Source organism: Bradyrhizobium icense (assembly GCF_001693385.1).
GTDB classification, from domain to species: Bacteria; Pseudomonadota; Alphaproteobacteria; order Rhizobiales; family Xanthobacteraceae; genus Bradyrhizobium; species Bradyrhizobium icense.
The window spans coordinates 4,452,554-4,475,177 of record NZ_CP016428.1 but is presented as its reverse complement, the minus strand read 5'-3'; the positions used below and the strand labels follow the sequence as shown (position 1 = coordinate 4,475,177).

General features: G+C 61.6%; 28 protein-coding genes, 1 tRNA gene and 1 pseudogene. 17 read left to right on the top strand and 13 right to left on the bottom strand.

Going from position 1 to position 22,624, the window contains the following annotated elements; translation table 11 throughout:
• Nucleotides 1-27 precede the first annotated feature (27 nt).
• Nucleotides 28-324, top strand: coding sequence for a putative quinol monooxygenase (locus LMTR13_RS21120; RefSeq protein WP_065729510.1), 297 nt, complete (start codon nt 28-30; stop codon nt 322-324).
• 117 nt (nt 325-441) lie between these two features.
• Here LMTR13_RS21120 and LMTR13_RS21115 read toward each other — a convergent pair whose 3' ends face one another.
• Both LMTR13_RS21115 and LMTR13_RS41765 read right to left on the bottom strand, forming a co-directional pair.
• On the bottom strand, nt 442-636 hold the full coding sequence (locus LMTR13_RS21115) for a hypothetical protein (RefSeq protein WP_065729509.1): 195 nt from the start codon (nt 634-636) through the stop codon (nt 442-444).
• A 138-nt stretch (nt 637-774) separates the two neighbouring features.
• Nucleotides 775-921, bottom strand: a complete 147-nt coding sequence (locus LMTR13_RS41765) for a hypothetical protein (protein WP_197520879.1) — start codon at nt 919-921, stop codon at nt 775-777.
• Between the two features lie 291 nt (nt 922-1,212).
• Between LMTR13_RS41765 and LMTR13_RS21110 the strand changes: the two genes are divergently transcribed.
• The gene (locus LMTR13_RS21110) at nt 1,213-1,398 is read left to right on the top strand and encodes a hypothetical protein (RefSeq protein ID WP_065729508.1); all 186 of its coding nucleotides are present in this window, start codon (nt 1,213-1,215) and stop codon (nt 1,396-1,398) included.
• Between the two features lie 431 nt (nt 1,399-1,829).
• Here LMTR13_RS21110 and LMTR13_RS41760 read toward each other — a convergent pair whose 3' ends face one another.
• Nucleotides 1,830-1,997, bottom strand: a complete 168-nt coding sequence (locus LMTR13_RS41760) for a hypothetical protein (RefSeq protein WP_197520878.1) — start codon at nt 1,995-1,997, stop codon at nt 1,830-1,832.
• 171 nt (nt 1,998-2,168) lie between these two features.
• On the opposite strand from LMTR13_RS41760, the gene LMTR13_RS21105 reads away from it, so the two are divergent.
• The 7 genes from LMTR13_RS21105 to LMTR13_RS21075 all read left to right on the top strand — a co-directional run bounded on the left by LMTR13_RS21105 (nt 2,169) and on the right by LMTR13_RS21075 (nt 6,008).
• Nucleotides 2,169-2,408 carry a hypothetical protein gene (locus LMTR13_RS21105; protein ID WP_065729507.1) on the top strand — a complete coding sequence of 80 codons (240 nt, stop codon included), beginning with the start codon at nt 2,169-2,171 and terminating at the stop codon, nt 2,406-2,408.
• Between the two features lie 144 nt (nt 2,409-2,552).
• Nucleotides 2,553-3,314, top strand: a complete 762-nt coding sequence (locus LMTR13_RS21100) for an SIR2 family NAD-dependent protein deacylase (RefSeq protein WP_065729506.1) — start codon at nt 2,553-2,555, stop codon at nt 3,312-3,314.
• 211 nt (nt 3,315-3,525) lie between these two features.
• Nucleotides 3,526-4,191 carry a cold-shock protein gene (locus tag LMTR13_RS21095; protein WP_065729505.1) on the top strand — a complete coding sequence of 222 codons (666 nt, stop codon included), beginning with the start codon at nt 3,526-3,528 and terminating at the stop codon, nt 4,189-4,191.
• 206 nt (nt 4,192-4,397) lie between these two features.
• The gene (locus LMTR13_RS21090; protein ID WP_236843485.1) at nt 4,398-4,820 is read left to right on the top strand and encodes a DUF192 domain-containing protein; all 423 of its coding nucleotides are present in this window, start codon (nt 4,398-4,400) and stop codon (nt 4,818-4,820) included.
• Nucleotides 4,821-4,883: 63 nt separating this feature from the next.
• Nucleotides 4,884-4,960: transfer RNA gene (locus LMTR13_RS21085), tRNA-Pro, on the top strand.
• A gap of 76 nt (nt 4,961-5,036) precedes the next feature.
• Nucleotides 5,037-5,624, top strand: a complete 588-nt coding sequence (locus tag LMTR13_RS21080) for a CAP domain-containing protein (protein WP_065729503.1) — start codon at nt 5,037-5,039, stop codon at nt 5,622-5,624.
• A 159-nt stretch (nt 5,625-5,783) separates the two neighbouring features.
• Complete coding sequence (locus LMTR13_RS21075) at nt 5,784-6,008, top strand: hypothetical protein (protein ID WP_065729502.1); 225 nt, start codon at nt 5,784-5,786, stop codon at nt 6,006-6,008.
• 386 nt (nt 6,009-6,394) lie between these two features.
• Here LMTR13_RS21075 and LMTR13_RS21065 read toward each other — a convergent pair whose 3' ends face one another.
• On the bottom strand, nt 6,395-6,910 hold the full coding sequence (locus tag LMTR13_RS21065) for a UbiX family flavin prenyltransferase (RefSeq protein ID WP_236843041.1): 516 nt from the start codon (nt 6,908-6,910) through the stop codon (nt 6,395-6,397).
• A gap of 28 nt (nt 6,911-6,938) precedes the next feature.
• On the opposite strand from LMTR13_RS21065, the pseudogene LMTR13_RS43715 reads away from it, so the two are divergent.
• Together LMTR13_RS43715 and LMTR13_RS43710 are read left to right on the top strand one after the other, a co-directional pair.
• Nucleotides 6,939-7,064 (top strand): annotated as a pseudogene (locus LMTR13_RS43715) (hypothetical protein); the annotation flags it as partial.
• Nucleotides 7,065-7,098: 34 nt separating this feature from the next.
• A complete protein-coding gene (locus tag LMTR13_RS43710; protein ID WP_418219803.1) occupies nt 7,099-7,239 on the top strand; it encodes a DUF2249 domain-containing protein in 141 nt (46 codons plus the stop codon).
• Here LMTR13_RS43710 and LMTR13_RS21060 read toward each other — a convergent pair.
• From LMTR13_RS21060 to LMTR13_RS21040, 5 genes are read right to left on the bottom strand one after another with little or no spacing between them, the layout of a single operon-like run.
• Entirely contained in the window at nt 7,236-8,003 is a 768-nt protein-coding gene (locus tag LMTR13_RS21060) for an ABC transporter permease (protein WP_065729499.1), read from the bottom strand. The two genes, LMTR13_RS43710 and LMTR13_RS21060, sit on opposite strands and share 4 nt — an antisense overlap.
• Entirely contained in the window at nt 8,000-8,764 is a 765-nt protein-coding gene (locus LMTR13_RS21055; RefSeq protein WP_065729498.1) for an ABC transporter permease, read from the bottom strand. Before LMTR13_RS21055 ends, LMTR13_RS21060 begins: the two co-directional genes overlap by 4 nt.
• Nucleotides 8,761-9,564 (bottom strand): ABC transporter ATP-binding protein, encoded by an 804-nt coding sequence (locus tag LMTR13_RS21050; protein WP_065729497.1) that lies wholly within the window; start codon nt 9,562-9,564, stop codon nt 8,761-8,763. Before LMTR13_RS21050 ends, LMTR13_RS21055 begins: the two co-directional genes overlap by 4 nt.
• 4 nt (nt 9,565-9,568) lie before the next feature.
• Nucleotides 9,569-10,234 (bottom strand): GntR family transcriptional regulator, encoded by a 666-nt coding sequence (locus LMTR13_RS21045; RefSeq protein WP_236843040.1) that lies wholly within the window; start codon nt 10,232-10,234, stop codon nt 9,569-9,571.
• A 42-nt stretch (nt 10,235-10,276) separates the two neighbouring features.
• Nucleotides 10,277-11,200 carry an ABC transporter substrate-binding protein gene (locus tag LMTR13_RS21040; protein WP_236843039.1) on the bottom strand — a complete coding sequence of 308 codons (924 nt, stop codon included), beginning with the start codon at nt 11,198-11,200 and terminating at the stop codon, nt 10,277-10,279.
• A gap of 87 nt (nt 11,201-11,287) precedes the next feature.
• On the opposite strand from LMTR13_RS21040, the gene LMTR13_RS21035 reads away from it, so the two are divergent.
• The 3 genes from LMTR13_RS21035 to LMTR13_RS21020 all read left to right on the top strand — a co-directional run bounded on the left by LMTR13_RS21035 (nt 11,288) and on the right by LMTR13_RS21020 (nt 15,645).
• Nucleotides 11,288-12,271 (top strand): fumarylacetoacetate hydrolase family protein, encoded by a 984-nt coding sequence (locus LMTR13_RS21035; RefSeq protein ID WP_065729495.1) that lies wholly within the window; start codon nt 11,288-11,290, stop codon nt 12,269-12,271.
• A gap of 47 nt (nt 12,272-12,318) precedes the next feature.
• A complete protein-coding gene (locus tag LMTR13_RS21030) occupies nt 12,319-13,095 on the top strand; it encodes a cyclase family protein (protein WP_065729494.1) in 777 nt (258 codons plus the stop codon).
• Nucleotides 13,096-13,830: 735 nt separating this feature from the next.
• On the top strand, nt 13,831-15,645 hold the full coding sequence (locus tag LMTR13_RS21020; protein ID WP_065729492.1) for a carbamoyltransferase family protein: 1,815 nt from the start codon (nt 13,831-13,833) through the stop codon (nt 15,643-15,645).
• A 30-nt stretch (nt 15,646-15,675) separates the two neighbouring features.
• Here LMTR13_RS21020 and LMTR13_RS21015 read toward each other — a convergent pair whose 3' ends face one another.
• Entirely contained in the window at nt 15,676-16,821 is a 1,146-nt protein-coding gene (locus tag LMTR13_RS21015) for an OpgC domain-containing protein (protein ID WP_065729491.1), read from the bottom strand.
• A gap of 220 nt (nt 16,822-17,041) precedes the next feature.
• On the opposite strand from LMTR13_RS21015, the gene LMTR13_RS21010 reads away from it, so the two are divergent.
• Nucleotides 17,042-17,347, top strand: a complete 306-nt coding sequence (locus tag LMTR13_RS21010; RefSeq protein WP_065729490.1) for an ETC complex I subunit — start codon at nt 17,042-17,044, stop codon at nt 17,345-17,347.
• Nucleotides 17,348-17,408: 61 nt separating this feature from the next.
• Here the strand turns inward: LMTR13_RS21010 and LMTR13_RS21005 are convergent, their stop codons facing one another.
• The 3 genes from LMTR13_RS21005 to LMTR13_RS20995 form a co-directional block, all read right to left on the bottom strand.
• A complete protein-coding gene (locus LMTR13_RS21005) occupies nt 17,409-18,173 on the bottom strand; it encodes a class I SAM-dependent methyltransferase (protein WP_065729489.1) in 765 nt (254 codons plus the stop codon).
• 235 nt (nt 18,174-18,408) lie between these two features.
• Nucleotides 18,409-18,876 (bottom strand): Lrp/AsnC family transcriptional regulator, encoded by a 468-nt coding sequence (locus LMTR13_RS21000; protein ID WP_065732855.1) that lies wholly within the window; start codon nt 18,874-18,876, stop codon nt 18,409-18,411.
• Nucleotides 18,877-18,886: 10 nt separating this feature from the next.
• A complete protein-coding gene (locus LMTR13_RS20995) occupies nt 18,887-19,552 on the bottom strand; it encodes a TetR/AcrR family transcriptional regulator (protein WP_065729488.1) in 666 nt (221 codons plus the stop codon).
• A gap of 184 nt (nt 19,553-19,736) precedes the next feature.
• On the opposite strand from LMTR13_RS20995, the gene LMTR13_RS20990 reads away from it, so the two are divergent.
• Both LMTR13_RS20990 and LMTR13_RS20985 read left to right on the top strand, forming a co-directional pair.
• On the top strand, nt 19,737-20,909 hold the full coding sequence (locus tag LMTR13_RS20990; RefSeq protein WP_065729487.1) for an isovaleryl-CoA dehydrogenase: 1,173 nt from the start codon (nt 19,737-19,739) through the stop codon (nt 20,907-20,909).
• A 110-nt stretch (nt 20,910-21,019) separates the two neighbouring features.
• Complete coding sequence (locus tag LMTR13_RS20985; protein ID WP_065729486.1) at nt 21,020-22,624, top strand: carboxyl transferase domain-containing protein; 1,605 nt, start codon at nt 21,020-21,022, stop codon at nt 22,622-22,624.

The window sequence follows — 22,624 nt, the reverse complement described above, 5'->3', positions numbered from 1 at the left end:
GTTGGCTGACACGAACAGGAGGCCGGCATGATTCTCGTAACTGGCAGTATTCTGGCGTGCGAGGATGCTTTTGACGACGTGCTGCGCTCGTGCCTGGAGCATGTCGAGCGCTCCCGCAAGGAGCCGGGCTGCATTTCGCATGACGTGCATGTCGACTGCCAGAACCCGATGCGGCTGTTCTTCTTCGAGCAGTGGGCCGATGAGGCGGCGTTGCGCGCCCATTTTGCCGTCGAAGGTACGAAAGCATTTATAAAATCGCTCAAGGGCCGGATCGTCGAGACGTCGGGGACGAAGATCTATCGCGCCGAGGCAATACGGCGATAAGGCGCCGCCGCCGTACCCGCAAGCCTTTACGCCGCGTGCACGCACTCGCATAGCGAGCGTGAGAGGACGCCGGACGCAGCCAGGCCCTCGCGCGCAAGATAGGTAATTCCCGTCAGGTCAGACCTTGACGTCCAGCAGCGACGGTTCGTCCGTCTGTAAATCGGCCAGGGCCGCTTCGATGGCGGCTGCCTTGGCATGGTCGACAGCCCTTAGATCCTGATTGATCGTATGCGGCGGCGCCTTGGCGGCCTGATCGACGACGAGCTGAATTCTGGCCTGTGTCACTTCAACCGGTATGGGGTAAATGACCATGGGTGCAACCCTCCTGATCAAAACTTGTCAGGTTCGTGTTTACGTCTTGTAAAGAGTTTGGGTTAACGGCCGAGCGCTACGGCGCAAAGGGGTAAACAGACGCCTAAGGCTTTGATGCGGTGCGCCCGCGCAATCGCGCTAATGCGTCTGTTCCAGCCGCTCGGCGTAGAGGCGGAATTCCTCGGCCATCTCGATCAGTTTCTTCGAAGCTTCCGGATCCTTGACGGCTTCGGCGAGCCGTCGGGCCCTGTCGGATTGTTCTCGATAATGGTCGGCCTGGGTCATCGCAGCACCTTTTCAGATAAGTACGGGCTGCGCCAAAAAGGTTCGACCGCCGACAGGGCGAGTAACGGTATCTTAAGAACGCAATCGTGCCGGAAACGCACCCCCTGTTCGTTCCAGGAGAACAAAGGGAGTCTCTCCGCTGCTGCGCGATGGATGAAGGCTGAACTGCGCCCCTGCGCCGGCCAGCATGGCTGTTTCGAAAGCGCAGATAATCCTATTCAGTCAGGTTAAAACCCAATGCGTGTTGTGGGTATCCGGCATTGCAGTAGGGATGGCCTTCAGGAACAGGCCATGGTCCCTTCGTTTCACAACGCAGACAAACCGGCCCACAGGCGCGTCATGGTGGTGGGCCTGCTGTTTTGTCTCGCCTTCGTTGTCGTGAGCTTTTCATTACGGCCGCAAACTGAAAACGGCCATGTGCTGGTCAAGGCCGATCGGCTCGTTCGCACTGCGGGTGAACCCCACAAGGCGAACTAGCACCTGCCAGACGGCACTCAACGGTCCGGCAATTTTTCGTCCGGCGCTTTGTGATAGGTCGCGATGGCGATGAAGCCGGCATAACCGATCAAATTGATCAGAATTTCCATCCACGCAGACATGATGCACCTTCCGGTAGTGAAACACCGAACGGATCGTTTTCGTTCCGCGCAATTCGATGGTCAGGTCCGCGGGATCGCATACCTCGCAATGCCCGCCCTCCAAACCGGCAACGAAAACCCCGCCTACATCCGAAGATCTAGACGGGGGCTTTTCGTGCTTCACCTCTCGCAAGGTTGCTGCACTTATTAGCTTAGCGAACGTCGAGGCATCGACTTGGTTCCGGCCGCAGCAAATTCTATTGCGGGTTCCGCGCGCGACATTTCCGTGGGCGACGTCGCGGAGTCGAACAATCTCTTGCCGGTTCTGCCTCAGCGCCAGAATGATGGCCGGCTGGATCCATTCAGCGCGTTGGCCAGGGTCGTCTCGTAATATTCCTCGCGCTCGCGTTCGAACTTCTGCTGGGTTTTCCTGAAGCTCGCGACGCGTGCTGCGATTTCGGCACGATCGCGCGCGAGTCTTTCTTCCTTCTCCGTCATCGCCATCCGTCTTGTTTGATTCGCCTCGCCGTCATTGGCCCGCGCGAATGGGGCGTGAATGGGGACGCATTGTGATCGCGTGCCGTCTGAAGCGAAGGCGGTGGATAAGGTGTGGCGCATTCTTGTCGCTCATGTGGGTTCCCGTTAGCGAAAGACAAACGGGAGGTTCCAATGGCAAAGATCGATCTGGATTCATTGAGCATCGAAGAACTCGCAGGCCTGCGCGAGCACGCCACCGACAAGCTGTTCGAGAAAGTCGCTGCGCGACGCGCCGAACTCGAAGCGGAACTGGAAAAGCTTGTTCAATACGGCAAGCCACCAATGAAGAAGACGGAAAGCGCGCCCGCGCCCAAGGCGAAGAAATCAGAAGAGGCCAAGGAGCCGAAGGAATCGGTGGCCAAGGCAGCATGACGCGGCGGTACGGGGGGTATAAGGCGGCTTGATAAGGCCGCCCTTGACGGACGCGCGTGCGCCGCCGGCCAGGGCGCATCGATCTGGCAATCCGAACGGCCGTGCTATAGTCCGCGCGGCCCAACAATTCGGAAAATATCAGCGGTGATCGCCAAGGATTTGCGCAGCGGCGTCGAGCAGCTCGGCAACATGATCGCCGAAGCCGCATGTATCGTTCCCTTTACTGGAGCCGGCATTTCCACCGAATGCGGCATTCCGGATTTTCGGTCCCCGGGCGGCCTGTGGACGCGCAACCGCCCGATCGCATTCGACGAATTCGTTGCAAGCGCCGACGCGCGGGCCGAGGCCTGGCGGCGGCGTTTTGCGATGGAGGCGACCTTTGCAGCGGCCAAGCCCGGCCGCGGGCATCGCGCGCTGGCCTCGCTCTACAAGGCCGGCAAGACGCCGGCAATCATCACCCAGAACATCGACAATTTGCATCAGGCGTCAGGCTTCAGGGTCGACGACGTGATCGAATTGCACGGCAACACCACTTATGCCCGCTGCATCGGTTGCGGACATGCCTATGATCTTCCTTGGGTAAAGGCGCGTTTCGACGAAGATGGCAACGCTCCCGACTGCACCATCTGCGACGAGCCGGTTAAGACGGCCACGATCTCGTTCGGACAGGCGATGCCGGAAGACGCGATGCGCCGCGCCACCGAACTGGCCCAGCAGTGCGATCTGTTCCTGGCCATCGGATCGTCGCTAGTTGTTTGGCCCGCCGCAGGTTTTCCGCTGATGGCCAAGAACTGCGGCGCGAAGCTCGTCATCATCAACAACGAGCCGACGGAGCAGGACGACCTTGCCGATCTGGTGATCCGTCACGACATCGGCGAGACGCTCGGACCATTTGTAGGCAATTGATCTCCAATTGATTCGCATTGATTCGCGGCTGTGCAAGCCTGTTCATAGCCTCCGCAATTTTGTTTTTTTTAGCTATGCGGCACAATCGAGAGTGTTATCTTTTGATTCGAGAGATTCGCGCTGCGTTATCATGATGGTCATGGTAGGGCGCGTGTTCCGGTCCCACTAGGGCGACAGTGGACCGCTTTTTTGAAGTGTGAGGTCCGGGGTCATGGGGTCGGACGAATTTGGGTCCAAGAAGCTTGGGGGGCCGCCGACAGGCGGGACAGGGCAGAACAGGCTTGGACCAGGTGAATACGCAGCCGGCGCGCAGCGCGATCCGGCGGTGGATGCTTTGTCGGGGCTCGGCGATGCCGCAGCCAACCTTGTCGAAATATCGGGCGTCATCAAATGGTTCGATGCTTCGAAGGGCTACGGTTTCATCGTGCCGGACAATGGCTGGCCCGACGTACTGCTGCATGTCACCGTGCTCAGGCGCGACGGTTACCAGACCGCCTATGAAGGCGCGCGGCTGGTGGTCGAATGCGTGCAGCGTGCCAAGGGCTATCAGGCGTTCCGGATCGTTTCGATGGACGAGTCCACCGCGATCCATCCGGCGCAGATGCTGCCGCCGCGGACCCATGTCAGCGTTACGCCGACCAGCGGTCTGGAACGGGCCCAGGTCAAATGGTTCAACCGGCTGCGTGGCTTCGGCTTCCTGACCTGCGGCGAGGGCACGCCGGACATTTTCGTCCACATGGAAACGCTGCGTCGCTTCGGCATGACCGAACTGCGGCCGGGCCAGTACGTGTTGGTGCGCTTCGGGCCGGGATCCAAGGGCATGATGGCGGCCGAAATTCATCCGGAGACCGGCCCGTCGGCGCTGTCGTCACATTGAATCCCGCCGTACCACTGACGCAAACGTGAGCCGGTCGCCGCGCCTCCGCGCGGCGGCCACTGGCATTTGCCGCAATCCTCAGGTTAGGGTTCCCGGCAGTCTCTCCTGAAGTATCCGGCGTGAGTGCTTTGATGAATTTCGCTTTGATGGTTGCGCGGCTTCGCATCTCCGGCCGCCTGGTGACGTCGCTGGCCGCTGCGTCTGCCATGCTCTTCATCCTCTGCGCCAATCCTGCTGCACGGGCCGCGAGCGTTCAGCCGCTCGAGATCGCCACCAAGTCAGGCGTACGCGTGTTCCTGGTCGAGATGGCGACCACGGAGGAGGAGAAGACCCAGGGGCTGATGTACCGGAAGGAATTGCCCGACGGCAAAGGCATGCTGTTCGACTTCTCTCCCGAGCAGCAGATCTCGATGTGGATGAAGAACACCTACATTCCGCTCGACATGATCTTCATTCGCGCCGACGGCCGCATCCTGCGGATTGCTGAAAACACCGAGCCGCTGTCCACGAAGATCATCTCTTCGGGCGGGCTCGCCAGGGGGGTGCTGGAAGTGATCGCCGGCACGGCGCAAAAGTATGGGATTCAGCCCGGTGACCGGGTGGCGCACCCGCTGTTCAACAAGCGCTAACGGGGTTTCCATCGCCTTGATGGCCGCGGGTTTAGCGTGTATCGAGCATTTCCAGCGTCAGATCGGGGTATAGCGCAGCCTGGTAGCGCGGCAGTTTTGGGTACTGCAGGTCGTTGGTTCGAATCCAGCTGCCCCGACCAATAAAATCAATGACTTGCTACGTCTTTTTCGGATTGAATCTTCCCAGTACAATTGGGAGGGGCGGGGGGAACAATTGTGGCTGGTAGGAAGACAGTCATTCCGGCGCGGCACTCCCTGCTGCTGGGGCTGGTGATTTGTTTTGCCGCCGCAATCGGCAGCCAGCCGGCGGCGGCCAATCCCGCGCAGATGATTTCCGACTTTCGGCTAAAGCACGGGCAGAAGCGCGTAACCCTGGATACGATTCTCACGCGGATTGCACACGATCAGGCCGAGGCGATGGCCGCAAAGGACAAACTGGATCACGATGTCCTTGGCCGGTTCAATACGCGTGTCGGTCCGGCGGGCGCAGGCCGGGCCGCAGAGAACATTGCGTATGGCTATGACGGTTTTCCCAAAACTCTTGACCAGTGGATCAATTCGTCGGGGCACCGGAAGAACCTCCTGTTGCCCGGCGCGACGCGCGTAGGTGTTGCGAGCGTGAAAAGCGCGCGGACCGGTCGTACGTACTGGGCCATGGTGATCGCAGGCGACTATGAGCGTCCCAAAGCTCCAAAGAGTTCGCCAAAGGATTCGCCGAAGGCTTCAAAGCAGGCCAGCGCTGCGAAGTCCAAACCGCGCGCAGCCGAGGCTTGCCGGCTGAAAATTCTCAGCCTCTGCCTTTAGAGTTGAAACACCAAGATATCGGAGTAGCTGCCTTTGCGGCGCGCTCAGGCGTCCTAACGCCACGCGTGCGAGGGACCATTTGATGCCGCAATTCGTTTTCTCTCAGCTTGCAATCTCGTTCCTGTTATGTTCTCTTTGGTCGTTCTTCGGAGGTGACCAATGGATGTCGAGAAGCAACGGGAAATCATCCGGCTCTGGAATCGCATGCGTCGGGTCGAAGGCCCGCTAGCGGAGGAGATCCGCATTCAGATACTCGAGTGCTTTGCGCAACCGGATTCGCCGAGCACACGCATGAATGAGCGGCGCGCGGTGCTGGGCCGTATGCCGGTTCGGACCGCGCAACTGTATCGCATCGGCGAACGCAGCGACAACGCAACGCTCTGACGGCTTTCGCATTCCGGCGAGGTTGATTCGGTGGTCGTCAAGATTGACGGAATCGATGCGTGGTGCATGCTGCAAGCATGTTGTCGCGCGTGCGCAATCATTTTCGAGGTGCGAAGTTCGCCCGCATGAGCAGCGGGACGTACTGCATCATTCGCGATCTCGGGCTGGTCAAGGGCGGCAAGGGGATGCGGCACCATGAGGTGCTCGTCACTTTCAGTCTCCGGGCGTTGTGGCGCTGGGTTGGACGTGCCGGCAGAGATCTCCTGAGCGCAGAGAGGCGGCGATCCTGGCTTCAGCAGGAACCGCAGCGTTTCGGGGCGAGCGTCTCTTCGTCGGCCGTGCCGGAGCGCGCCTCCCAACCCTAGCTCCAGCCAGCGGCGCTGCCGTCAGCCTTGCCACTCGCGCATGGAAATGCCGAGATCGATATCGAGCAAGCCGATCGCGCGGCGCGCGATATGATCGATCGCTTCCGCCAGGGTCGCCGGCCGGGCGTAGAACGCCGGCACCGGCGGCGCCACGATCGCGCCGAATTCCGTCACCGCCGCCATCGCCCGCAGGTGACCGAGATGAAGCGGGCTCTCGCGCACCATCAGCACCAGCCTGCGTCGCTCCTTCAACTGGACGTCGACAGCCCGCACCAGCAGATTGTCGGTGGCGCTGGCTGCGATGGCGGACAAAGTCCGTATCGAACACGGCGCGACGATCATGCCTGCGGTTCGATATGAGCCGCTGGCGATGCTGGCACCGATGTCGGCACTCGCATGATGGCGCGCCGCCAGCGCTGCGATACGGGGCAGGGCACTGTCGCCGACCTCATGGGCCAACGTCCGCTCGCCGGCGGGCGTGACCACGAGATGCAACTCGCATTGGCCGGTCGCGGCCAGCAGTTCGACGACGCGCACGCCAAGGGCTGCGCCCGATGCGCCGCTGATGCCGACGATGATCCGTCATCATCAGGAGCTTTCAATGTCGCCACCCAGCAGCCGATCCGAGCGCGTTATCGACGTGCGGGAGATCGAGCCGAGATTCCGCCATGAGATCATCGTCCGGCTGTTCGAAAACCTGATGCCCGAAGCATCGCTGCAACTGATTGCGGATCATCCGCCACGGCGCGCTGCGCCACCAGTTCGAAATACGCTACGGAGATGGATTTCGATGGACCTATCTGGAGGAGGGGCCGGAAGTCTGGCGGGTTCGGCTGGAGCGCGTTTGTCAGGGAGGCATCGACTAGCGTTGCGCCGCTTGCCACGCCAATAGCCGATGCTCCGCAAGCGACATCGCCACCGACGTCATGTAACCGGTCAACCCAAGCAGGATGACACCGGCGAACAGGTCGGCCGAGCGGAACGCGCGGGCGGACAGCAGAACCCAATGACCGAGCCCGTCGAGGCCGGCCAGAATTTCGCAGACCACCGACAGGATCAGCGCCACCGTCAGGCTGAGGCGCATGCCGGCGAGAATGTCGGGGCTGGCGGAGGGCAGCGCGATCTTGAAGATGACCGCGAGCCGCGACATTTGCAGCGACCGCGCCACCTCGTAGAGCCGCGGCTCGACCGCCGCAAAACCGTGGATGGTCGCCAGCATGATCGGCCAGATCGCACCGAAGGCGATCACGAACAGCGCCATCGCCTGCGTCAGCCCGAGCATCGCGATCGCCACCGGAATGATCGCCGAGACCGGCAGCGGCCGTAAAAATTCCAGCGACGGCGCAACATAGGTCCGCATGGCGCGCGACGAGCCGATGATCGCGCCGATCGCGATGCCGGCAATGGAGGCGGCGAGCCAGCCATAGGCCATGTGTTCGAGCGTGCCGGCGAGCTTGCTCCAGAGATCGCCGGAGGAAAATCCGCGCACCAGCGCAGCCCAGGCGCGGTCCGGTCCCGGCAGGAACACCGGAGAGACCAGTCTCAAATTGGCAATCAGTTGCCATAGCGCGACGAAGCCGGCCGCAACCGCAAAGCTCGCCACGCGCCAGAGCAGGGTCGCGCGGTTCATGCGCCGTCTCCGCTCAACGCGGCGCGGCCGAACAGCCGGTTCTGGGCGACGACCAGCAGGACATTCAGCGCGTAGCCGATGGCGCCGATCCAGACCAGATGGGCCAGCATCAGGTCGGGGCGCAGCGCCTGCTGCGCCAGCATGATGCCGGCGCCGAGGCCGAGCGGGTTGATCGCAATCTCGACCGTCACGGCGACGATCAGCGCGATGCCGGCCGACAGGCGGAAGGCGACGAAGATCCGCGGCAGCGCCGCCGGGATGATGATCTTCAAGACCCGCTGTGCCGGTGGCAGCCGCAGTGCTCGCGCCACTTCCATCAATCGCGGCTCGATACTGCGCACCGCCGCGCGCGAGAGGATCAGGACCGGCCAGACGCAGGCGAACGCCACGATCACGATTTCCATGCGGTAGCCGAAACCGAGCGCGATTAGCGCAATCGGCAGCAGCGCAATCGAGGGAATCGGCCGGATCGCCTCGACCGTCACTTCCATTAGGCGATCAAGCTTATCCGAAATCCCGAAGGCGATGCCGAAAGCGAGGCCGATGATGGTGCCGATCGCAAGCCCGGCGAAAGCTGAAAACAGCGTGTCGCGCGTGGCCGCGAGGATCGAGAGATCGGCAAAGGCCCCGAACAGCGCCATCGCGATCTCGCTCGGCGGCGCGAGACTGTCGCTCTGCAGATGGGTCGCGCGAGCCCAGAACTCGAACGCTGCGAGCACGCCGAGCGGCAGCACGAGGGCCTTGGCGGAATTCGCCCTCACTGCTCGGTGGCCTTGATGAAATCGAACAATTGCCGCCGCAACCGGAGGAATTCCGGATGCTCGCGGGTCGACAATTGATCGCGCGGGCGCGGCAGGTTGACCGGCAGTTCGATGCCGATCCGCCCCGGATGCGGCAGCAGGCCGATGACGCGGTCGCCGAGATAGATCGCTTCATCGAGGTCGTGGGTCACGAAGATCACAGTGGCGCCGCTCGCTGCCACCAGCGACAGCACTTCATCCTGCAATCCCTGCCGCGTCATCGCATCCAGCGCACCGAACGGCTCGTCCATCAGAAGCGTCTTCGGCTCCTGTGCCAGGCAACGGGCGATCTGCAGACGCTGTTGCATGCCGCCAGACATCTCCGACGGGTATTTGCCGGAATGGCCCGGCAGGCCGACCGTGCGCAACAGTTCCTCGATGCGGGCGGGGCGCTCGGTCGACGGCATGCCGCCCGCTTCCAGCGCCAGCGAGACGTTGCCCGCCGCAGTGCGCCATGGCAGCAGCGCCTTGCCATAGTCCTGGAATACGATCGCGATCTCGCGGCGCGGCTCGCGCATCGGCTGGCCGTCGAAATTCACCTTGCCGCTGGTCGGCCGGTAAAGACCGGCCGCCAGCCGCAGCGCCGTGGTCTTGCCGCATCCGGAGGCGCCGACGATGCAGAGGAATTCGCCGGGTCGCACACCGAGACTCAGATTCTCGATGATGGTCTTGCCGCCGAGATGCAGCGTGACCGCGTCAAAGGCGATCTGCGGTGCGGCAGTGCCGGAGACGGCTTCGAGGCGTTTGGCGGCGCTTGCCATGATGTCAGCTCTCGTTGCCTGGGGGATAGACGAAGTCCATGGTCGAACGCAGATGGGACGTCAGCATGGCCTGAGACCCGGGAATATCGCGCGCGATGATCCGATCAGCCAGCAATTGATGGGCGCGGACGAACTTCTTGCCGCTGTCGACGGAACGCATCATCACGCGGCGGTAGCGGTAGGCCTGATCGTAGAGATCGGAATGGGCTGCCAGCAAGCGCTTCGAGCCGCACGCCGCCAGCAGGGCGGTGTGAAAGCCCTTGTGTAGCCGGTCGAAATCCTCCGCGCCTTCGCGGAACTCATCGCCGGTCCGCTCGATGTGGCGGCGCATCTGGTGCAATGCGCTGAGGATGCCGGCCTCCCAGGCATCGTCGCCGTTGACGATCGCGAGCCTGATCGCCTCGATCTCGACCGCGGTACGCATGGTGGTGATATCGAGCAGATCCTCGCGGCTGATGTCGGCGACGCGAAACCCGCGCTGTCCGATGCCCACGATCAACCCGCGCGACATCAGCCGTGACAGGCCCTCGCGCAGCGGCGTGGCGCCGATCTCGTAGCGTTGCACGAGGTCAATGATGCCGAGGCGTGATCCCGGCGCCAGATGACCGGCAAGGATATCCTGCTCGACCAGCAGGGCCGCGCGCTCGCTCAGCGTGGCGGCCTCGGTCATCAGTCGGTTCGGTTGGCGCTCGGAGGCTGGCATCGCAATCCGTTACTTCAAAACCAGTTTCGACGTATCGAGCTTCGATTGCAGCATCTTCTGCGACGACATCACCTCGATCCACCAGGAGAGCTGCTCGGGCTTCAGTACCGGTTCGGAGCGGTTCGGCGGCGTCGCCTTGACGAGTTCGATCGGCTGCTTGGTGAATTTGGAGATCGAGTTCGATGCCTTTTCGCGGTCGTTGTTGACGATGACGGCGGACTCGGCGATCGCGTCACGGAATTTCTTGATCGCCGCGGCGTTCTTGTCGGCCCATTCGCGCGAGGCCGCGTAGAAAATGATGGGATCGGTGCGGGCCAGTTCGACCGCGTAGCGTGCGCCGACCGACCCGAGGCCGGCATTGGTCATGCGGGTCACGAACGGTTCGGCGGTCAGCACGGCATCGACGCCGCCGGACTTGATGATGTCGGCCATGGTCGGGAAGGTGACCTCGACGAAGTTGACGCTCTTGGGGTCGACGCCTTTCTCCACCAGCCACTTCACGAACAGCACGTGGAGGAAGGCGTTCAGGCCGGGCGCGCCTACCTTCTTGCCGACGAAATCCTTCGGCTCCTTGATGGTGATGCCGTTGCGGACGAATGCGGTGATGTTGCCGTTCGACACCGGGCTCATCACGGTCGCACCGGCAATCGCGACAAGATCGAGCCCGCCATCGACCGCCTGCAGGAACACGGTCGAGGTCGGGCCGCCGATCTGGATCGAGTTCGACAGGATCGCCGCCGGGATATTCGAATTGATGCCGATCGGCGTCATCTCGACCACAAGGCCGTGCCTTCTGAAAATGCCTTCGTCGACTGCCACCATCGCGGAGGCGCAGTCCGAAGTTGCCGTACAGCCGACCTGGATCTTGGCCTGCGCAAAGGCGGTACCGGTCAGCGCCGCGCTGACCACAAGGGCGGCAAGGACCTTTTTCACGGCAATCTCCCCATGACACATTTTTCTGTCTTGTTTATCGATATTTTTTTTGATCATATATTTCATCGGAAAACAAGGGGTCACCCAGTGAAACTCGCAACATTCAAATCCGGCGGACAGGAAAAGATCGGAGTCGTGCATACGGGCGATACGCTTCTGTTCGATCTTGCGGCCGCCGCTGACCGGAGCGGGAGCATCAATCCGGCCTTCGCATCGATGCTGGCATTGATCGACGCCGGCGACACCGCGCTCGAGCAGGCGGCGAGGGTGTTCGACAAGCACGGCAAGGACGAAAGCTTGTCGATCAAGACCGAGACGGCCGAGATTCTCGCGCCGGTCCCCGAGCCGCGGCAGATGCGGGACGGCATGTCGTTCCCTCTGCATATCCTTCAGGCACCGCGCGGGCAGCTCAAGCTCGCCGCACGCGCCAAGGGCGACATGGCGGAACTAGCGCGGATCGAGGCGGAGCCGCTCGGCGAACTGCCGGAGGTCTATCGCAAGCAGCCGATCTACTACATTACCAACCGCTTCAGCGTGCGCGGCACCAACACCACGGTGAAGTGGCCGCGCTACAGCCAGGTGATGGATTACGAGCTCGAATTCGGCATCATCACCAGGAACAAGGGCGCCAACATTTCCGCCGCCAAGGCCAGGGATCACATCTTTGGCTATACGATCTTCAACGATTTTTCCGCGCGCGATGCCCAGCGCATTGAAATGGAGGGGCGGCTCGGGCCGGCGAAAGGCAAGAGCTTTGACGGCGGCAACGTGATGGGGCCGTGGATCGTCACGCCGGACGAGATCGGCGATCCCTACAAATTGAAGATGGAAGCGCGCGTTAACGGCAAGACGCGCTCGCAAGGGGTGACCGAAGGCATGCTGTTCTCGTTCGAGGAGATCATCGCCCATGTCAGCAAGGACGAGACGTTGATGCCCGGCGAATTCATCGGATCCGGTACCGTCGGCAATGGCTGCGGCCTGGAACTCGGCTGGTATCTCGAGCACGGCGACACGATCGAACTCGAAGTTGAAAAGATCGGTATTTTGAAGAACCGGGTCGAACGGCAATAGCCGTTCGCGACAACGCTACACAAAAAGAACATCAGCGAGGAAACGCCATGGCGCGCAAACTAATCGACATCTCCGTTCCCCTGCAAAACGACGTGCCGGCCGACCCGCCCGGCAATCACCCGACCATCCAGTACATCGATCACCAGCAGGGCCTGCCGCGCATGCTGCAGTTCTTCGACGGGCTGAAGGCCGAAGATCTGCCTGACGGACAGGGCTGGGCGGTGGAGCAGGTATCGCTCTCCACCCACAACGGCACGCATCTCGACGCGCCGTGGCACTTTCATCCCACCATGAACCGCGGCGAGCGTGCATGGACCATCGACGAGGTGCCGCTGGAATGGTGTTTTCAGCCGGGCGTAAAACTCGACTTCCGGCATTTGCCGGACGGTTATGTCGCCACCGCCAAGGATGTCGAGGCCGAGCTCAAGCGTATCGGCCATACGCTGTCGCCGCTGGAGATCGTCGTGGTCAATACCAGCGCCGGCGCCAAATACGGAAGGCCCGATTACGTCACCTCCGGTTGCGGCATGGGCTACGAGGCGACTATGTACCTGTTGGAGCGCGGCGTGCGGCTGACCGGCACCGACGGTTGGAGTTGGGATGCGCCGTTCGTCTATACCGCGAAGAAATATGCGGAGACGAAGGACGCCAGCCTGATCTGGGAAGGCCACAAGGCCGGCCGCCACATCGGCTATTGCCACCTCGAGAAGCTGCACAATCTCGAGCAATTGCCGCCGACCGGCTTCATGGTGTCGTGCTTCCCGGTGAAGATCGAGCGCGCATCCGCGGGCTGGACACGCGCGGTCGCCATTCTCGACGGCTGATGATCGAGGGCATCAACAATCAATGCTCCAAAAGAGCAAGGCGCGCCGGTTGCCCGGCACGCCTGAATCTTGTCTCGGATCCGCCTGAGGCGACGACGATCGCGCCTAGATCACCACCTGCAGACGCGGACGCCGTAGGGATTCCAGTAGCAGCGCGGACCCGGGCGAACAACGAGGGGCGCGCCATAGAAGCCATAACCTCGGCCATAATAGCCCCGTCCGCGACCCCGGCCATAACCGCGCGCGTATCCGCGGGCATAGCCTCTGCCTCTGCCTCGGCCGCGCTGAGCTTCCGCCGACGTCGTCCCACTCACCAGAACGGCTGACGTGCTGGCGACGTAGACGAACAACAAAGCCAACGCTGCGAGGCAGCGCGTCAGGATATTGTAGCGTTTAGCCATTCGAGAATCTCCCGGTCACTTCCAAACATCTGGACTTCGGCGCTATCTCACTTAGACGCGCGAGACAGTTTTCAGTTCAGATGCGCTAACACAATATTTTCACAAGGTTCTTTCGAGCTCTTGGGACTTTATTAAGAAGGGCAGGTAAGGTCAAGTTGCGGCCGGTCTGTCGAGGGTTCTTGCACCGTTCATCTATCTGAATGCGGGATGAACACTTAAGATTGTGCACTGCAGAAGTTCGAATTGAAAAAATTCCGCAAAGCCACGCCAGCAACTTGATGTCGACACGATTTCCATTTCTCAGCGCAAGACGCCCCCGCCTTCACGAGTACCCATGCCCAAAAAACACACTTATGTCCTTGGCCTGAACACCTATGACCATGATGTCAGCGCCTGCCTGTTGCGCGACGGCGCCATCGCATTTGCGATCGCCAAGGAGCGGATCACGCGGGCCAAGCACGCCTCGGGCTTCTACAAGGAAGTGATCGACTATTGCCTCGAAGCCGAAGGCATTACGCTCGACGACGTCGATCTGGTGGTGCGCAACTGCTACATCCTGCCGGTCCCGGAAATGGAAGAACGGCTGGTCTATTTCGACGCGCCGGGCTTCCTGCCGGAATTCGAGCGCGACGAGGCAGCCAAGCATCCGCTGTATCTGAAGCATTCGGACAAGGTGGTCACGATCTCCCATCACCTCGCGCACGCCTACAGCGCGTTCGCGGTGTCGCCGTTCGAGGATGGCGTCGTGATGATCGTCGACGGTGTCGGTAGCTACCGGTCCGACGTCATGGAATCGTTTCCCGCCAGCTACGCGGCGACGCCGCTCGCACGCGAATCGGAGAGCTACTACAAGTTCAGCGGCACGACACTGGAATGCTTGAAAAAGGTCTGGATGGAGCCAGACCGCGGCTTTCTCAGCGATGAGTTCTACAACATGCCCGGGCTCGGCGCGCTCTATAGCCGCGCCTCGACCTACATCTTCGGCGACTGGAACAAGTGCGGCGAACTGATGGGACTGGCGCCTTACGGCCGCCGCGACCAAGTCAAGCACCTGCTCGAACTGACCGACGATGGCAAGCTGCAGGTGCCGCACTGGACGGCTGAATTCAAGCAGCCTTACGTCTTCGACGTCGCCGGCAATTGGGAAAAGCACCCCGCGATGCGCCATTGGGAAGACATTGCCTGGCGCACACAGGACGATACCGAAAACGTGCTGCTCGCCCGTGCCCGCTGGCTGCGCGAGACCACCGGCGCGAAGAACCTCTGCATGGCCGGCGGCGTCGCACTGAATTGCGTGGCGAACGGGCGCCTTGCCCGCGAGGCCGGCTTCGAGAACGTCTGGATCCAGCCTGCGGCGGGCGATGATGGCATTGCAATCGGCTGCGCCTATTACGGCTGGCTCGAAATCCTGAAGCAACGCCGCGGCTTCGTCATGGATCACGCCTATGTCGGCAGGCGTTACAGCGACCAGGACGCCGCCAAGGAGCTGCAGAAATTTCTGGTGCGGATCCAGGTCGATGCCGTCAGAAGCGAGAATGTATGCCGCGACACCGCAAAGCTGCTCGCCGATCAAAAGGTGATCGGCTGGTTTCAGGACCGCTCGGAATTCGGGCCGCGCGCGCTCGGCAACCGCAGCCTTCTGGCCGATCCGCGCAAGGGCGGGATGAAGGACATCCTCAACAGCCGCGTGAAGCACCGGCAGGCGTTCCGGCCGTTCGCGCCGATCGTGCTGGCCGAACGCATGACGGAAATTTTTGAAGGCGAGGAGGATTCGCCGTTCATGCTGATCGCCAAGCCGGTTCGCCCTGAATGGCGCGATAAGATCCCCGCAATCGTGCACGTCGACGGCACCGCGCGCGTCCAGACCGTGCGCGAACAAACCAATCCGATGCTCTATCGTCTGCTGAAGGAATTCGAGGCGCTGACCGGCGTCCCCGTACTGATCAACACCTCATTCAACATCAAGGGCGAGCCCATCGTGGAAACGCCGCAGGATGCCGTGAACTGCTTTCTGACCACCGGCGTCGATCATCTGGTCATGCACGACACCATCGTATCGAAGAACAAGATGCACAAGGTGGTCGCACCGCTGGTCAACATCTACACCGACGTGCGGACGCTGGTGGCATCGACTGCGCAACCGGCCTGAACCGGCTGCCGCGATTCAGCCGGAAGCCGCTCAGGCGGCTTTCGGCGCTGCCGGCTTCAGCGGCTTGTCCTGCCGCTTCGACCAGGAAATGTAGTAGGCGACGATGGTCATGATCGCGATGCCGGTCACGCTGACGAAGATCTGCGCGAACAGTGAGCCCGAGCTCATCGAGAGTTCGAAATGCCCGACGAACGACAGGAACACGCCGACGCAGAACACCGCGAGCGATTGCTGGCCGCAGACCACCAGCGGATCGAAGATCTTCCACTCCAGCCCCGGCCATTCCTTCGGCACGAAGCGGATCACCAGGATCACGATCGCCACGAAGTGCAGGAAGCGGTAGGGCGCGAGGTTGGTCTTGTCGTTGGGATTGAAGGTCGAATAGAGCCACTGCGGGAACATGTCGCCGAAAGCCGGAAATTTGCCGGCCATGGTCATGACCAGCGCCAGGATCAGATAGGCCACGCACACATACAGCGTAATCGGCGAGTTGATGATGTGCATGTTCTTGCGGGCACCGCCGAGCGCGCACCACGCGCCGAACACGAACAGCACCTGCCAGGCGAACGGATTGAAGTACCAGGTTCCGACCGGATAGGCGGACAGGTTCCATCCTGTCTGCCGCGACACCAGCCACAGTATGATCGCGGCCGCCAGGGTCCAATTGGGCTGCCGCAGCATGATCCACAGCACCGGCGGGAACAGCCCCATCAGCACGATATAGAGCGGCAGCACGTCGAGATTGACCGGCTTGAACTTCAGGAACAAGCCCTGCCGCAGCGTTTCGGTCGCATTGTCGACCAGGACGGCGACGTTGAAATCGTTGACCAGCTCCGAGTCGCCAAAGCGCAAGGCGAGGTAGCTGATCGAGGCGATATAGATCACGAACAGGATGATGTGGGCGACATAGAGCTGCCAGACCCGCTTGGTCAGCCGCGTAGCGCCGACAATGAAGCCGCGTTCGAGCATCATCCGCGCATAGACAAACGAGGCGGTATAGCCGGAAATGAAGACGAACAGGTCGGCGGCATCACTAAACCCGTAATTGCGGACGGTGATCCAGTTTACGACGTTATCCGGGATGTGATCCAGATAGATCCACCAGTTCGCGACCCCGCGGAACAGGTCGAGCCGGAGGTCGCGTCCTTTGTCTGGCAGGGTGGCATTTATTTTCATGGGTGCCGCTTCGTGATGCTTTCGGGAAGATCGCGCCGCAAGACCGGGTCCCGGGCGCCGGATAGCCCTGGATTGTCACAGTACGGCATAATGACTATACCGGTACGGAAATGGTACATCCGGGTTTCTGGAATCACCGATCAAATTCCTGAAAGGTCTCTATACTATCCCGGCCGTTCCCACCAAACGCTTCCATATCGCTTGAGGACCCGACCATCCCATGACCGCCCGCATTTTCAAACCTGCCAAGAACGCGATGCAATCGGGAAGGGCCAAGACCCAGGAATGGCAGCTCGACTACGAGCCCGAGCAGCCGCGGGCGATCGAGCCGCTGATGGGTTGGACCTCGTCCTCCGACATGAAGCAGCAGCTCACCTTGCGCTTCGACACCAAGGAAGACGCGATTGCCTATTGCGAGCGCAAGGGCATTGCCTACCAGGTGATCGAGCCCAAGGATTCGGCGCGCCGGCCGGCCGCTTACGCCGACAATTTCGCCTTCAAGCGCGTCGAGCCTTGGACTCATTAGGAGCCTGACGGGGGCTTTCCGGTCTCCCATCGCCGGGAGATCAGTTCCCTCGTCCCAATCTCTAACCAATAGCGTAGACGTTATGGCCGAATATCGAGAGACCCATCGTTTCCGCGATTGCGCGAGGGAAGAACCGGTAGTCCGACAGACGCAGTGGTGAAAACCGAAATCGCCGCGAGTTCAGACCCACCGATCTAAAGATGAGATTGATATCCTTCGCCGAAAAGAAATTGATGTGGTCGGGCGGAATCCAGAGATGGCGGTTACGCCAGCTCCGCGACAGCACGGCCCGAATATCGTGGACGTTCGGCGTGATCACAATCATCAGCCCGCCTGGATTAAGCGAACCCGCCGCAATCTCGACCAGCTTTCGAGGCTCGGCGACGTGCTCAAGAACATTGTCGATGACGATGGCATCGGCCCTCCTGCCGCCTTGGTAAACCTGCCGGAGGATCGGCACGCCTTCGCGGATGCCGAAATCGGATAGGCCGCGGGCCGGTTCATAGCCGACATAGGTCAGAGGGTCGTTGCGCATCAAGTATCCGACCTCGCCTCGACCGCAGCCGATTTCCAGCACACTGGCGCCGGGCTTGAGCTGTGAAAGGATCAGGCGCCGGATCTGGTGATGCCGCGGTCGGAACGCCCAATCGATCCGGTTGATGTCGATGTGGTTGGCGGTATCGGCAGGCGGATCGGCGACAAAGACATGGCCGCACGCCGTGCAGGTCACGATGTGAAAATCTTCGGCGGCGCGGTGGACCGAAAGGCTTGTGGTGAATGAGACGTGCTCGCAAACCGGGCAATGGTCTCTCTCTGTGCGTTCCATGAGTAGGGGCTCCTGGGGGCGGCAACAACCTAACGATGCAGCTACCCAGAGTAAAGATATTGGCTGGATAGAATCGTAGGTTGTTCACGTCGAGGCTCGGCGCAATGATGAGGCCACGTCGCAGGCGGTGCCGGGCCGAGCGCTGCCCGTGATCACCCGAAGCCGGTCCTGGCCGAGGCAGTCGGCGATGGACGCGTTCTATGGGCCGGTTGCACCGGAAGAGATGCCGCCTGATCTAAGGGATCGGCAGCGGCGCATCCTTGGCGACGCCGAGCACCGGGAAGGTTCTGATGTTGCGGACCTCGGCCATCGCAGAAAATTGCAGAAGCTGCTGGTGCATGCCTTCGACGTTTCGCGCCACGCATTTGAGCAGATAATCGGCGTCGCCCGAAATCCGCCAGCTCTGCTGGACCAGCGGTATTGCCGCGATCGATTTTTCGAAGGCCTGCAACGTCGCCTGGGCCTGGCTCTGCAACTGGATCAATACGTAGGAAATGACCTCGTAACCCAGCAGCTTTTCGTCGAGCGTGGCTCTGATAGCGCTGACATAGCCGCGTTCGCGCAAGGACCGAACGCGCCGCCGGCACGGAGGCTCCGAGAGGCCGACCCTCTCCGCCAGCTCGTTGTTGCGGATGCGTCCATCATTCTGCAATTCGGACAGGATTTTCAGGTCGATTTCGTCGAGAGGCTGACGTTCCGTCATCGGCATCTCGTCAGCTCTCTGACCCGTCGCGGGCCGCGATGTCAGCGAAGGGCGCGCGGCTGCTTCGCGCCTGGTCAGGCTTCGCGCCAGGGGCGACGCCCGATAGCACCAGCTTCTCATGGGCGGCGACGATGGCCTCCTTGGTGAGCCTCCCGCCTGGCCGGTACCAGGCAGTGAGGCCGGTCAGGAGCGACAGGATCGCAAACGTCGCCACCTGGATGTCAACGACCTCGAACTCACCTTCCGCGACACCCTCGGTGAGAATTTCTGCAAGCCGCCGCTCATAGGCGCCGCGCAGCGCCACGATCTCCTCGTAATTCTTCGGTTCCAGGCTGCGCAGCTCGGAATTGGCGATGAAGACTTCGCGCTTCCTGGTCATGTGGTAGCTGACATGGAACGCGACGAAGGCGCGGAGCTTGTCGGCCGGCTGTTGCTTGCCTTGCAGGGCTCGATCGAGCTGGCGCAGCAGCTCGTTGATGTGATCCCGTACCAGTACGAACAGCAATTCCTGCTTGGTCGAGATATGATTGTAGAGCGAGCCCGACTGGATCCCGACTTCCGCCGCAAGCTGGCGCAGGCTCATGGCGGCGTAGCCGTGCTCGAAGATCAGGCGCAGCCCGGCCTTGCGGATCGCCTCCATCGTCTTGGGGCCGTGTGAGCCGATCGTCCGCGCCATGAGGCCTCTAAGAGTAGGCAATTCGTCGCTATGGAAACGAGCGATCGATCGTATAATTCTGACACGAAATGATAGTGATTTCAATTGTCTGTAAGCAGGATTTGAGCCTCGACAGGTTCCGCTTGCAGAGATAATAAAAAAACGTATGATCGTTTAATTCCGAAGAGACTCTAAGGGGGAAAAGATGGCCTCAAACAGGGCGCTGCTTCTCAACTTCGACCTCGGCGAGACTGCGGATGCGATCCGCGAGACGGTGCATTCATTTTCGCAAAACGAGATCGCTCCGCGCGCCGCCGAAATCGACCGCAGCAATCAGTTCCCGCGCGACCTCTGGCCGAAGATCGGCGCGCTCGGCCTGCACGGCATCACGGTGGAAGAGGAATATGGCGGCGCCGGTCTCGGCTATCTCGAGCACTGTATCGCGCTGGAAGAGATGTCGCGGGCTTCAGCCTCCGTCGGCCTGTCGTATGGCGCCCACTCCAACCTCTGCGTCAACCAGATCCGCCGCAACGGCAACGAGGCGCAGAAGCGGAAGTATCTGCCAAAGCTGATCTCGGGCGAGCATGTCGGCTCGCTCGCGATGTCGGAGCCGGGCGCCGGTTCGGACGTGGTCTCGATGAAGACCCGGGCCGAGAAGAAGGGCGACCGCTTTGTGCTGAACGGCAACAAGATGTGGATCACCAACGGCCCCGTCGCCGATACGCTCGTGGTCTACGCCAGGACCGATGCCCAGGCAGGTCCCCGCGGCATCACCGCCTTCATCATCGAAAAAGGCATGAAGGGATTTTCCACCGCGCAAAAACTCGACAAGCTCGGCATGCGCGGCTCCGACACCTGCGAACTCGTATTCGAGGATTGCGAGGTGCCGGAGGAGAACGTGCTGAGCGAGGTCGGCCGCGGCGTCAACGTCTTGATGAGCGGCCTCGACTACGAGCGCGCGGTGCTGGCGGCCGGCCCGATCGGCATCATGCAGGCCTGCATGGACGTGGTGCTGCCTTACGTGCACGAGCGCAAGCAGTTCGGCGAGCCGATCGGCACGTTCCAACTGGTGCAAGGCAAGATCGCCGACATGTACACCACGATGAACGCCTCACGCGCCTATGTCTATGCGGTGGCAAAAGCCTGCGACCGCGGCGAGACCACGCGCGAGGACGCGGCTGGCGCCATCCTCTATGCGGCGGAGAAGGCGACGCAGTGCGCGCTCGACGCCATCCAGCTCCTCGGCGGCAACGGCTACATCAACGATTACCCCACGGGACGGCTGCTGCGCGACGCCAAACTCTACGAGATCGGCGCCGGCACCAGCGAAATCCGCCGCATGCTGATCGGGCGGGAGCTGTTCGAAAAGACCGCCTGAACTTCACATTCGGCCGAAGATGGTACAGGCTGTCGCGTCCCCGAAGGTGCGGTTCCGACCGTCCTGAAGCCATCTCAACGGCTCCTGAGCATTCAAAGAAAACACCGACCATGCCGCTTCATTCCACCATCGATCCCACATCCTCCGAGTTTGCCCGCAATGCCGACGTAATGCGCGGCCTGGTGGCGGAGCTTCGGGAGAAGCTGAAGGTGGTTTCCGGCGGTGGAGGCGAGGCGTCGCGCAAGCGGCATACCTCGCGCGGCAAAATGCTGGCGCGTGAGCGCGTCGATCTCCTGGTCGATCCCGGCACCGCCTTTCTCGAACTGTCGCCGCTCGCGGCCAACGGTCTCTATGGCGGCGACGTCCATTCTGCGAGCGTCATTACCGGGGTGGGGCGCATCTCGGGCCGCGAATGCGTCATCGTCGCCAACGACGCCACCATCAAGGGCGGCACCTATTACCCGATGACCGTGAAGAAGCATCTGCGGGCGCAGGACATCGCGCGGCAGAACAATCTGCCCTGCGTCTACATGGTCGATTCCGGCGGCGCATTCCTGCCGATGCAGGACGAGATCTTTCCGGACGAGCGGCATTTCGGCCGCATCTTCTACAACCAGGCGCAGATGTCCTCGCAGGGCATTCCGCAGATCGCGATCGTGATGGGCTCCTGCACCGCCGGCGGCGCGTATGTGCCTGCGATGTCGGACGAGAGCATCATCGTGCGCAACCAGGGCACCATCTTCCTCGGCGGACCGCCATTGGTGAAGGCCGCGACCGGCGAGGTGGTGACGGCGGAAGAACTCGGCGGCGCCGACGTGCATTCCAGGCATTCCGGCGTCACCGATCACTATGCGCAGAACGATGCCCATGCGATCGGGATCGCCCGGCGCATCGTCTCCACCCTGAAGCAGCCGACGCGCGCTGCGCTCAACATGCGCGAACCGCGGCAACCGTTGTTTTCGGCCGAGGAAATCTACGGCGTCGTCTCCGCCGACGGCAGAAAACCGTTCGACGTCCACGACATCATCGCGCGGATCGTCGACGGCTCCGAGTTCGACGAGTTCAAGAAGCTCTACGGCACGACGCTGATTTGCGGCTTCGCCCACATCTGGGGCTACCCGGTCGGCATCATCGCCAACAACGGCATCCTGTTCAGCGAGAGTTCGCTGAAGGGCGCGCACTTCATCGAATTGTGCTGCCAGCGCAACATTCCGCTGGTGTTCCTGCAGAACATCACCGGCTTCATGGTCGGCAAGAAATACGAGGCCGGCGGCATCGCGCGCGATGGCGCCAAGCTGGTGACGGCGGTGGCAACCGCCGGCGTGCCGAAATTCACCGTCGTGATCGGCGGCTCCTACGGCGCCGGCAATTACGGCATGTGCGGGCGATCCTACTCTCCGCGCTTTCTCTGGTTGTGGCCAAATGCCCGCATTTCGGTGATGGGAGGCGAACAGGCGTCGATGGTGCTGAGCCAGGTCCGCCGCGACAATATCGAGGCCAAGGGCGAGACGTGGTCGGCGGAAGAGGAAGAAAAATTCCGCAGCCCCATCCGCGCGCAATATGAAAGCCAGGGCAATCCCTATTACGCCACCGCGCGGCTATGGGACGACGGCGTCATCGACCCTGCCGACACGCGACTGGTGCTCGGCCTCGGCTTGTCGGCGGCGGCCAACGCGCCGATTGAACCCACGAAGTTTGGCTTGTTCAGGATGTGA